General features: G+C 31.1%; 12 protein-coding genes. 4 read left to right on the plus strand and 8 right to left on the minus strand.

Annotated elements, in window-relative coordinates:
• Positions 1-105: 105 nt before the first annotated feature.
• On the plus strand, positions 106-468 hold the full coding sequence (locus H518_RS0100500) for a hypothetical protein (protein WP_028887249.1): 363 nt from the start codon (positions 106-108) through the stop codon (positions 466-468).
• Positions 469-524: 56 nt separating this feature from the next.
• On the opposite strand, the gene gldA is transcribed toward H518_RS0100500, so the two are convergent.
• The 8 genes from gldA to H518_RS0100540 form a co-directional block, all read right to left on the minus strand.
• Positions 525-1,418 (minus strand): gliding motility-associated ABC transporter ATP-binding subunit GldA, encoded by an 894-nt coding sequence (gldA, locus tag H518_RS0100505; RefSeq protein ID WP_028887250.1) that lies wholly within the window; start codon positions 1,416-1,418, stop codon positions 525-527.
• Positions 1,419-1,537: 119 nt separating this feature from the next.
• Positions 1,538-2,026, minus strand: coding sequence for a dihydrofolate reductase (locus tag H518_RS0100510; RefSeq protein ID WP_028887251.1), 489 nt, complete (start codon positions 2,024-2,026; stop codon positions 1,538-1,540).
• Between the two features lie 20 nt (positions 2,027-2,046).
• Positions 2,047-2,232, minus strand: coding sequence for a hypothetical protein (locus tag H518_RS0100515; protein WP_028887252.1), 186 nt, complete (start codon positions 2,230-2,232; stop codon positions 2,047-2,049).
• Positions 2,233-2,294: 62 nt separating this feature from the next.
• A complete protein-coding gene (locus H518_RS0100520) occupies positions 2,295-3,119 on the minus strand; it encodes a thymidylate synthase (protein ID WP_028887253.1) in 825 nt (274 codons plus the stop codon).
• Positions 3,120-3,229: 110 nt separating this feature from the next.
• On the minus strand, positions 3,230-4,957 hold the full coding sequence (locus H518_RS0100525; protein ID WP_028887254.1) for a NupC/NupG family nucleoside CNT transporter: 1,728 nt from the start codon (positions 4,955-4,957) through the stop codon (positions 3,230-3,232).
• A 13-nt stretch (positions 4,958-4,970) separates the two neighbouring features.
• Positions 4,971-5,579 (minus strand): bifunctional nuclease family protein, encoded by a 609-nt coding sequence (locus H518_RS0100530; RefSeq protein WP_028887255.1) that lies wholly within the window; start codon positions 5,577-5,579, stop codon positions 4,971-4,973.
• Between the two features lie 144 nt (positions 5,580-5,723).
• The gene (locus H518_RS0100535) at positions 5,724-6,677 is read right to left on the minus strand and encodes an electron transfer flavoprotein subunit alpha/FixB family protein (RefSeq protein ID WP_028887256.1); all 954 of its coding nucleotides are present in this window, start codon (positions 6,675-6,677) and stop codon (positions 5,724-5,726) included.
• 85 nt (positions 6,678-6,762) lie between these two features.
• A complete protein-coding gene (locus H518_RS0100540; protein ID WP_028887257.1) occupies positions 6,763-7,503 on the minus strand; it encodes an electron transfer flavoprotein subunit beta/FixA family protein in 741 nt (246 codons plus the stop codon).
• A 217-nt stretch (positions 7,504-7,720) separates the two neighbouring features.
• Here H518_RS0100540 and H518_RS0100545 point away from each other — a divergent pair, with 217 nt between their 5' ends.
• The 3 genes from H518_RS0100545 to H518_RS0100555 all read left to right on the plus strand — a co-directional run bounded on the left by H518_RS0100545 (position 7,721) and on the right by H518_RS0100555 (position 11,901).
• Entirely contained in the window at positions 7,721-8,704 is a 984-nt protein-coding gene (locus tag H518_RS0100545; protein ID WP_028887258.1) for a pyruvate dehydrogenase complex E1 component subunit beta, read from the plus strand.
• A 74-nt stretch (positions 8,705-8,778) separates the two neighbouring features.
• On the plus strand, positions 8,779-11,283 hold the full coding sequence (locus H518_RS0100550; protein WP_028887259.1) for a DUF5686 family protein: 2,505 nt from the start codon (positions 8,779-8,781) through the stop codon (positions 11,281-11,283).
• A gap of 90 nt (positions 11,284-11,373) precedes the next feature.
• Positions 11,374-11,901 carry an inorganic diphosphatase gene (locus tag H518_RS0100555; protein WP_028887260.1) on the plus strand — a complete coding sequence of 176 codons (528 nt, stop codon included), beginning with the start codon at positions 11,374-11,376 and terminating at the stop codon, positions 11,899-11,901.
• The last annotated feature ends 8 nt before the right edge of the window (positions 11,902-11,909 follow it).

An 11,909-nucleotide genomic window follows, 5' to 3' on the forward strand; every position in this document is an offset into this window, starting at 1 on the left:
CTTTGATTATTTTCAGGTTTAATTGGATTTAAAAAGGGGAAAACACCTGTTTATTTTTATAAAAAAATGTGTACTATTCTCTTCCTAATTTATTAACTTTATAAAATGCTACCTACTTATCAAAATAGTAATGACTTATTAACAAATGCAGCTAAGAATAATTATTATTTTATGTTAATAGCGCAGCTTAATAAAGATTTTAATTTAGCTAGTTTTGACTTTAAGTTATCTAAAGAGAACTCACCTATAGCGTTAAAAGAAGCGCTTAAAAAAGGAATACAGTATTTAATTAGCAATGACACTTCTACCTATAATAACCTTTTATATGTCGTTGATATTCCTGAAGAGGTGATAAAAAACATGGATGCATCAAATTTTGATGAGTATGTCGAGAATATTACTTTTTTATTATTAAAAAGAGTTTGGAAAAAAGTATGGTTTAAAAATAAATACGCTAATAATTCTTAATATTAAACCTAAGTGAATATTAAAAATAGGCTTCTTTTAAAGAAAATTACAAAAAATTAACTAGTTAACTCTCTAAACAGACTTTCTAAATCTTTATTTTCAGCATTTAAACCTAAAATTTTCAATCCATTTTCTTGGGCGAAGTCGAAAATTACAGGGCGCATATCTTCTTTTGCTTCAAAAGTAAGTCTCCAATTGTTATCTACAGTATTTTTATAATGAATAAGATTTGGTAAACGTTGTATAAACTGCTCTTCTAACTTATAATCAAACGTTACTTTTATAACCTGTTCATTACTTGTTTTAAGTTCTGAAATTGCTTTATCAACAATCAATTCACCTTTATTAATAATAATTACACGATTACACACAGCTTCTACTTCTTGCATAATATGTGTAGAAAATAAAACTGTTTTATTTTTTCCGAGTTCTTTTATTAATTCTCTAATTTCAACCAACTGATTTGGATCTAAACCTGTAGTTGGTTCATCTAAAATTAACACTTCAGGATCATGTAAGATAGCTGCTGCTAATCCCACTCGTTGACGATATCCTTTTGATAACTGTTCAATTTTCTTATGAGCCTCACTACCTAAACCAACTTTCTCTATTACTTCTGCTATCTTATTTTTGGAAACTTTATATATTGATGCTTGAAATTGTAAATACTCACGCACATACATATCTAAATACAACGGATTATGCTCTGGTAAATACCCAATACATTTTTGTGCTTCAATAGGATTTTTAACCACATCTATTCCGTTTACAGAAACGACTCCTTCACCTGGTTTAATGAAACCTGTTAAAATTTTCATAGTAGTAGATTTCCCAGCTCCATTTGGGCCTAAAAAACCAACTATCTCCCCTTTTTCTGCTTTAAAAGAAATTTCGTTTACAGCTTTTTGAGTTGCATAAGTTTTAGATATAGAAGTAAGTTGTATCGACATATTATTATCAATTGAAATTCTAAAGTAAATTCAGAATAAAATATTTTTATTGTATTTCTTCAGGTATAGTTTATAAATAAAGATCTCAATTCTGCTTAATCTTATATTTAAAAATTCAGTTATTTTCTTATGTAAGAAACGAAACTATAATCATATTTATTTTTTTCATCAGCTATAAAATCTTCTCTCGATGCCTCTTTCCAAACATTCATATCAATTTCTGGGAAGAAAACATCTGCTTCAAAATCATGATGTACAATCGTAATATCTAATCTATCAACCAATTCTCTTTCAAGAGCTTGTTTATAAATCTGTGCCCCTCCAATAATAAAAATAGCTGAATCCTCTCTTGATAACTCTAAAGCTTCTTCAATTGAATTAGCAACCAAACATCCATCTTTAAAATAATCATTATTTCTAGTTATAATAACCGATGTACGGTTAGGTAATGGTTTTCCAATACTTTCAAAAGTATTACGTCCCATTAAAATATGATGCCCAGAAGTAACCTTTTTAAATCGCTTTAAATCGGCAGGAAGATGCCAAATTAAATCATTGTCTTTACCTAAAGCATTATTATTTGCTATTGCTGCAATTATTGTAATCATAAATAGTATTTAATAAATAGTTACATGTTTTTTGCCCATTCTTTAATGTAACCTGTTAAATCTCTTTTTTCTGTAATAGTTCCTTCTAAAACTTCTGCTTTCATTGTATCAACCAAAGTTTTAATTGCATTTAGAACCTTTACATCATTAATCTCCCCTATTTTTTCATAAATAGTTTCTTTTAAAATATCAACGTCTGTAGTCATTTTTATCTTTTTTAGCGCTTCTTACAAAGCTACTAAAGAAACTATTAAAAATAAAGTTAAAATTACACAGCTACAATACCTTTTATGTGTGGATGTGGATTATAATCAACTAACTCAAAATCTTCAAAAGTAAAATCTTCAATGTTTTTAACAGCCGGATTAATTTTCATCTTAGGTAATGCTCGTGTTTCTCGAGATAGTTGTAGTGCTAATTGTTCTTTATGATTGTTATAAATGTGAGCATCACCAAACGTGTGAATAAAATCACCTGCTTCATAACCACAAACTTGTGCTATCATCATAGTAAATAAAGCATAAGATGCTATGTTAAAAGGAACTCCTAAAAATATATCGGCACTTCTTTGATATAGTTGACATGACAATTTACCGTCAGATACGTAGAATTGAAAAAATGCATGACATGGTGGTAAAGCTGCTTTTCCGTTAGCTACGTTTTCTGAAAATGACTTTGAAGTGTCTGGTAAAACCGAAGGATTCCATGCAGAAACTAACATTCTACGGCTATTAGGGTTTTTCTTTAATGTTTCAATTACATCTTTAATTTGATCTACCTCATCACTATTCCAATTACGCCATTGATGACCATAAACAGGACCTAAATCACCATTTTCATCTGCCCAGTCATTCCAAATACGCACACCTTTTTCCTTCAAATAATCAATATTAGTATCACCTTTTATAAACCAAAGTAACTCATATATAATCGATTTCAAGTGTAACTTTTTAGTTGTTACCATTGGAAAACCTTTACTTAAGTCGAATCTCATTTGGTAACCAAAAACGCTTTTCGTTCCTGTTCCTGTTCTATCACCCTTCTCATTTCCGTTCTCTAAAACGTGTTGTACTAAATCTAAATATTGCTTCATCCCCTACTTTTAATTTTGTAAAAGTAAAAAAGCTTCAACATTTAATGCTGAAGCTTTTAAAAATTATATTAATAAGTTATTAACTATTTTTAGTTGTCAGTAGCAACTCGCTACCCGATAATCATACCAGCAATTGTTGCTGACATTAAAGAAGCTATTGTTCCTCCGATTAGAGCTTTCATTCCAAATTCTGACAATGTTTTACGTTGTCCTGGTGCTAAAGAGCCGATACCACCAATCTGAATACCTATTGATGCAAAATTTGCAAAACCACATAACATGTAAGTTGCCATAATAATAGACTTGTTATACGTTAAGTGCGTTGCGTTAGCAACATTTTTAAGTTCAGACAATTGAATATAACCAACAAATTCACTTGCTGCTAATTTGATTCCTAATAACTGCCCCATTAGCGCCATATCTTCTTTTGCTACACCGATTAACCACATTAATGGCGCAAACACATATCCTAAAATTGCTTCTAAAGAAAACTTAGCGTATGAAGTGTTTTCAGCCATCCAAGTATTTAATGTAGTAATATCTCCTACCCAACCTAAAATTCCGTTTATCATCGCAATAAATGCAATAAAAACTAACAACATTGCTGCTACATTCATTGCTAAATTCAACCCTTCAGTTGTTCCGTTTGCAATAGCATCTAAGATATTAGATCCTATTTTTTCTGATGAAACTTGCACATTTGTGTTTACCTCTTCAGTTTGTGGATATAAAATTTTAGAAATAATAATTGCTCCTGGTGCTGCCATTACAGATGCTGCTAATAAATGCTTTGCATACATTAATCTTAACGCTTCATCTTCTCCTCCTAAGAAGCCAATGTAAGCTGCTAAAACTGCTCCTGCTACAGTTGCCATTCCTCCGATCATCACCAATAGCATTTCAGACTTGTTCATCTTTTCTAAATATGCTTTAATCAATAAGGGTGCTTCAGTTTGTCCTAAGAATATATTCCCTGCTACAGATAAACTCTCTGCTCCAGATATTTTTAATCCTTTAGATAACAACCAAGCTAATCCTTTTACCACTTTTTGAATTAATCCCAAATAAAATAATAAAGAAGTTAATGCCGAAAAGAATATAATTGTTGGTAATACCTGAAAAGCGAATATAAAACCAAACGATCCCATATCAGCTACTAAGCCACTAAATAAGAATTCACTACCCGCTCGTGTAAAATCTAATACACTTACAAACAAACCTCCAATCCATTCAAATACTTTTTGTACAAAAGGTATTTTTAAAACTCCAATTGCAATTATCAATTGAAAAGCTAAACCTAACCCTACTGTCTTCCAATCAATCCCTCTTCTATTTGCACTAAATAAAAATGCGACTATTAATAGCACAATCATTCCTAAAACTCCTCTTCCTAAACTTTGCATTGAAAAACCTTGGCTAGGAATTATTTGATTAGATGTTTCAGCTACAACTTCAACAATTTCTTTAACCTTAGAAACTACTGGCGTAGTATTAGAATCTTTGAATTTATACAGTACATTTTTTTCTGACAATGTTAATGCATCATCAGTCAATTCAACCACATTATAATAACGAACCGTATCTTTAGGTTGTTTGTGATTAAAAATTAATAAATTATTTTGATGAATATAATTCCCTTCAGCTTTTAAGCTATCTTTAGCTATTAAAGAATAATTAAAGTTCCCTTTAGTTAAACTTAAAACATCTGATTCGTTTATTGAGATTACTGGTCTACCATCAACAGTAGTAATCGATGAAAAATTCCACTTTTTCTCTATGCTTTGACCAAAAGTTACTATGGATGCACAAAGCATTATAAGCGTAAATATTTTCTTCATTTTATTTTTTTTATTAAGAACGCTTACTAATTTCGTCTCGAATTTCTGCAGCCAATTCATAATCTTCATTTTCAACCGCTTCATTAAGTTGTTCATTTAATTCTTCTAACGATGTGTTTGTATAATTTTTGTTATCATCAAGTTCGTCTTCTAAAGAGAACTCAATTTCATCAGATTCTAAATCTTCTTCTATAATTAACTCTTCATCCATCTTTAGATAAACACCTGCTTTATCTAAAATATTCTCATAAGTAAAAATAGGTGCCTGAAAACGAACAGCTAAAGCAATTGCATCAGAAGTACGTGTATCAATAAGTTCTTCTACCCCATCTCTTTCACAAATTAAACTAGAATAAAAAACACCATCAACCAACTTATGAATAATAACTTGAGTTACTTTAATAGAAAACCTATCTGAAAATGTTTTAAATAAATCATGTGTAAGTGGTCTTGGGGGACGAATTTCTTTTTCTAAAGCTATTGCAATAGATTGTGCTTCAAAAGATCCAATAATAATAGGAAGTGTTCTTACGCCGTCCATTTCACTCAATACTAATGCATAAGCACCACTTTGAGTTTGGCTATAAGAAATACCTTTAATAGTCAATTTAATTAAACTCATGTACAATTATCATAAATAAGAAAAAGCTGTCTAATTTTAGGCACTACGCTTCAAACTTAGACAGCCTTCTTTAGTCGGCACAATTTACTAAAAATTATGGGTTCACCTCTAATTTCTGTAAAAAGAAAATTTTTACTCGTAAAATTATGCTTGCTTAAAAGCTTTTAATTTTTCTATTAATTGTGGTACAACTTCAAAAGCATCACCTACAATACCATAATCTGCAGCTTTAAAGAAAGGTGCTTCAGGGTCTGAATTAATAACTACTTTTACTTTTGATGCATTAACTCCTGCTAAATGCTGAATTGCTCCAGAAATACCAATTGCTATATATAAGTTTGATGCTACTGGCTTACCAGTTTGACCAACATGCTCTCCATGAGGTCTCCATCCTAAATCTGAAACAGGTTTAGAACACGCCGTTGCTGCTCCTAATACACCCGCTAACTCTTCTATCATCCCCCAGTTCTCAGGACCTTTCATCCCTCTCCCTGCAGAAACAACAATATCAGCATCTGCAATAGATACAACACCTGTTGCCTTATTAATACTTTCTGACTTTACTCCTAATTCAGGTAAAGTTGCATCGAAACTTTCAGTTGATCCACTAACTACATTTTCATGAGCTCCGTATGAATTTTTTGCAACTCCAACTACTTTATTTCCTGTCGAAATTTCAGTATTATTAAACCCCTTATTAGAAAAAGCTTTTCTCTTTACAATAAACGGGCTTGTACTACTTGGCAAAGCAACCACATTAGATGCATAACCTGCTTCGATAGCTACAGCTACTAATGGAGCAACTGTAAATCCATCAATACTTGAATCAATAATTACGGTATTTGCTGCTTTTGCTTCCACTACCTGTTTAATAACAGCTGCGTATGCTTTTGCATTAAAAGAAGCTAAATCATTTTTTACTTCAATTACTTTTTCTGCTCCGTAAGCATATAATTCAGAAGCATCACCTCCATTGATAGTTAAAACTAACATATCACTTCCTTGCTGCTCTGCTACTTTTTTTCCGTACGAAACTACCTCAAAAGCAGTTTTTTTAAATTTTCCTTCCGATGAATCGGCAAAAACTAATACAGACATATTTTTTATGTTTTTTATATCATTAACGATAAAAAGTAACATTTTCTTACTCTACTTCGTTATGACGTTATTTTAAATCTTTCTTCTAAATTGCTTTCGCTTCGTTATGTAATAAATCGATTAAAGCATCAACATTATCTACTAACTTAATTGCTCCTTTTTCAGCAGGCTTTTCAAAATCCTTAGTAGCAGTACTTGTAGTAGCACCAATAGGTTCTACAACCGATAATGGTTTTTTACGCGCCATCATAATACCACGCATGTTAGGTATGCGTAAATCTTTCTCTTCTACCATTCCTTTTTGACCAGCAACAACCATAGGTAAAACTGAAGATACTTTTTCTTCACCTCCATCTATTTCTCTATCTAATGTTACAGCCGTTCCATCAACCTCTAGCCCTACACAAGCGTTTACGAAGTTAAAATCGACTAAAGAAGCTAACATCCCTGGTACCATTTGACCATTATAATCCGCAGATTCTTTTCCTGCTAAAACCAAATCATAACCTCCGTTCTTTACAACTTCAGCTAATTCTTTCGCAACCATTAAACCATCTGTTGGCTCTACATTAACACGAACAGCATTATCTGCTCCAATAGCTAACGCTTTACGTAAAGTTGGCTCTGTTGAAGCACCTCCAACATTTACCACTGTTACACTAGCACCTTGTTTTTCTTTAAACCACATGGCACGAGTTAAACTAAACTCATCATAAGGGTTTATAACGTATTGAACTCCGTTAGTATCAAACTTTGTATTGTTATCTGTAAAGTTAATTTTCGAAGTAGTATCAGGAACATGACTGATACAGACTAATATTTTCATATATCGTTGTTTTTAAGAAACTTAATTTTGAACGACGAAGTTACGTTTTTTTTTGATAATTTATTATGCATGCATAATAAATATTTCATTTTTTTACTCAAAAACAACGATAAAACGCTATAAACATAGGTTATTATTTGTTTAAGTTAAAAACCTATTTTATTATTTCAATTTTTATTATTTTTGCAATCTTGATAAACAACTACTAATAACACGTATGAAAACAGTACAATTTAGAGAAGCTATTTGCGAAGCTATGAGTGAAGAAATGCGAAGAGATGAAAGCATTTATTTAATGGGGGAAGAAGTAGCAGAATATAATGGAGCTTACAAAGCTTCTAAAGGAATGTTGGATGAGTTTGGAGCAAAAAGAGTTATCGATACTCCTATTGCTGAATTAGGTTTTGGTGGTATTGCAGTTGGTTCTGCAATGAATGGAAACCGTCCAATTGTTGAATACATGACTTTTAACTTCTCTTTAGTTGGTATTGATCAAATTATCAATAACGCAGCTAAAATTCGTCAAATGTCTGGTGGTCAATTCAACTGCCCTATCGTTTTCCGTGGCCCAACAGGTGCTGCAGGTCAATTAGGTGCTACACACTCACAAGCTTTTGAAAACTGGTTCGCAAACACTCCAGGGTTAAAAGTAATTGTACCATCTAACCCTTACGATGCTAAAGGATTATTAAAAGCAGCTATTCGTGATGATGATCCAGTAATTTTTATGGAGTCTGAACAGATGTATGGAGATAAAATGGAAATTCCTGAAGGGGAATATATCATTCCTATCGGAGTTGCTGATATAAAAAGAGAAGGTACTGATGTAACAGTTGTTTCTTTTGGTAAAATTATAAAAGAAGCTTATAAAGCTGCTGATGAACTAGCTAAAGAAGGTATTTCTGTTGAAGTTATTGACTTACGTACAGTTCGCCCGATGGATCACAAGACAATTCTTGAATCAGTAAAGAAAACTAACAGATTAGTAATTTTAGAAGAAGCATGGCCTTTCGGTAGTATTTCATCTGAAATAACTTTTAGAATTCAAGATGAAGCATTTGATTATTTAGATGCTCCAATAAAAAGAATTACAACAGCAGATACTCCAGCACCATATTCTCCTGTTTTACTAGAAGAATGGATGCCAAATGCTAATGATGTTATTAAAGCGGTAAAAGACGTTTTATACATTAATAAGTAATAGAAAAATAAAAAATTGATTAAAACAAAAATCCTTTTGACCTTGGTCAAAAGGATTTTCCAGTAATAAAAATGATGAAGAAAACGCTATCAATATTACTATTACTCATTACCAGCATATTATATTCTCAAATAACATTAAAAGGTAAAGTTGTTGATGAATTTAACAATCCTATGCCTTTTGTGAATGTTTTTTTAAAGAAAACAACTTATGGAACTACCACTGATGACAACGGTAAGTTTTTCTTAAAAACAAAAAAATACAGAGGTACCTTAGAAGTTTCTTTCATAGGTTTTCAAACACAAACGATAAAAGTTAATAAAAAAACGAAGTACTTAAACATTGTACTTAAAGAAGGAGAAAACCAATTAGAAGAAGTTATAATTGTTTCAAAACCAAAAAAACGCTTAAAGAAAAAAGAAAATCCTGCTTATCGAATTTTAAAAGAGATCTGGAAAAGAAAAAGAAAAAATGGTCTTGATTTAGTAAATCAATATCAATACAAGAAGCACTCAACTATCGAAATAGGTCTTAATAATTTAGACACGCTTTTCTTAAAGAAAATTTTTAAGAATGATTATAAAGAAACCATTAGTAAAATAAAATATGATAGTGACGGGATTAATTATTACCTACCTATTTATTTAAACGAGGAAATCGCTAATATTTATGGCGATAATAAAACTAAGAATGTTAGAACTGACATTGAGGCTGAAAAATTTGAAGGCTTAGGCGCACAAGGTTTTGTATTCGATAGAATGTCTAACACGTTTCAAAATGTTGATGTTTTTAAAAACAACATTACCCTATTAAGAAAATCTTTTGTTAGCCCTTTATCTACAGATGGATTTTCAACTTATGATTATGTTTTATATGATAGTATCGTTAAAAATGACAAAAAACTATATAACATTTATTTCTTCCCTATCAGGGATGGAGATTTAGCTTTTCAAGGAAATTTTTGGGTAACAGACAAAACATTCGCTATAAACAAGCTAAAGATGAAAGTTCATAAAAGTATTAACTTAAATTTTGTTAGAGGCTTATCTTTTGAAAAAGAATTTGAAGTAAGAAATGATAGTATCTATATCCCTACCAAAAATATTTATGAAGGAGATTTTACTTTTTTAGATAAAAATGAAAGCAACAAAGGTTTAACTATCAAAAAGACAATTATTTTTGATAAATACATATTAAACAAACCTTTATCTAAAGAATTTTACACTAAAAAAATTGTAAAACTAAGACCAGATCAATACACTAAAAAAGATACGTACTGGAAAGCAAAAGAAAACGAAGAAAGTAACTCAACTTACAGCTTTATAAAAGAAGTTAAAGAAAAAAAACAAATTAAAAACATTACAGGTTTAATAAACACTGTAGCAAGTGGATATGTAGATACTAAGTGGGGAGTACAGTTTGGTCCCTTATGGACACTCTTTGCTAATAATCAAGTAGAAGGATTCAGAACAAAACTATCTTTTAGAACTTTTAAAACAAAAGATGATCGTTTTCGTTTAGGTGGACATTTAGCTTATGGTTTTAAAGATAAAAAGTTAAAATACGGTATTGAAGGTCGCTACCTGCTATCTTACCAACCAAGAATTTCAATTGGATTAGCATATCAAAAAGACATTGAGCAACTAGGAAGCTCATTACTAAACACTTCTCAACTTTTAGGTACAACTTTCGGTACCGATGCACTATTTTCTAGAGGAGATAATTTTTTCTTATCTAAAGTAGAAAAAACAGCAACTAATTTTGATTATCAAGTTAAAAAAAATTTACATGTAGGAATTAATTTTTCACACGCTACAATACAATCTGCTTCTCCTGCAAATTTCTCTATGAATTACCTTGATAACAAAGGAAATACACAAACACAAGTAACCGATGTTGCTTCTGATCTTTATCTTTCATACACTCCTGGCAGGTTTGTATACGGTTTAGGTGTTCAAAGACGTTTTGGAAGAAATATATTCCCTACACTTATATTAAACTACCGTCGAGGATACAAAGGCTTTTTTAATGGTACACATACTTATGACAGATTACAACTTAAATACAACCAACCTATTCTTTTAAGTAAGTTTGGTATTTTAGACGCAACCGTAGAAGCTGGAAAAACATTTGGAACTTTACCAATAGGATTATTAAACATAGTTCCAGCAAACCAAACACTTGCATTAACAAAAAACACTTTTGCCTTATTAAACTATTATGATTTTGTAACTGATGCTTATTTAGCTACTCATTTCGAACAACATTTTAACGGGTTTATCTTAAATAGAATTCCTTTATTAAAAAAGTTAAAACTACGAAGTTTAGTTACTTTTAGAGCAGCTTACGGAACAATATCTGATAAAAATAGAGCTATTAATAAATCAAATATTAATTACAATGCACCTAATAAGGTTTATTACGAATATAGTGTTGGTCTTGAAAACATTGGTTATGGAAACTTACGTTTTTTACGTGTTGATGCTATCTGGAGAAGTAATTACACACCACCAGCAGGCTCAATAATCCCACCTAGTCCTAAGTTCGCAATTCGTATAGCAATAAAACCTGGTTTATAACGATAAAATAACATACTTTTTTTCTTTTAAACACCCAATAAATCACTACTTTTGCAATCGATTTTTAGAAACAGAAGAAAAGCAAGATATATGACTGCAAAAGAAAGAAAAACAGTAGATGTTTTAATTGAAATACCAAAAGGAAGTAGAAATAAATACGAATATGATTTTGATTTAGGTAAAATCCGTTTCGATAGAATGTTATTTTCATCAATGATGTACCCTGGAGATTATGGTTTCATTCCAGAAACTTTAGCTTTAGATGGTGATCCATTAGATATATTACTTTTAGGAGCTGAACCAACATTTCCAATGTGTGTTATGGAAGTTAAACCTATCGGTGTTTTCCATATGGCAGATGAAAAAGGACCAGATGAAAAAATTATTTGTGTACCTGTTTCAGATCCTATTTGGAGCCAACTGAATGATTTAAAAGACATGAATCCTCACCAAGTAAAAGAAATTACTCACTTTTTCCAAGTTTATAAAGACCTTGAAAAAAAGCAAGTAGATGTTGGTGGATGGGGAGATGCAAACGAAGCTTATGAGATACTAGATAAATGTATCGAACGTTATGAAACTAGTGAGCATAAAACTAACGGTGATTTCAAAATCTAGCACCAAGT

The sequence above is a fragment of the Tenacibaculum ovolyticum DSM 18103 genome, assembly GCF_000430545.1.
GTDB classification, from domain to species: Bacteria; Bacteroidota; Bacteroidia; order Flavobacteriales; family Flavobacteriaceae; genus Polaribacter; species Polaribacter ovolyticus.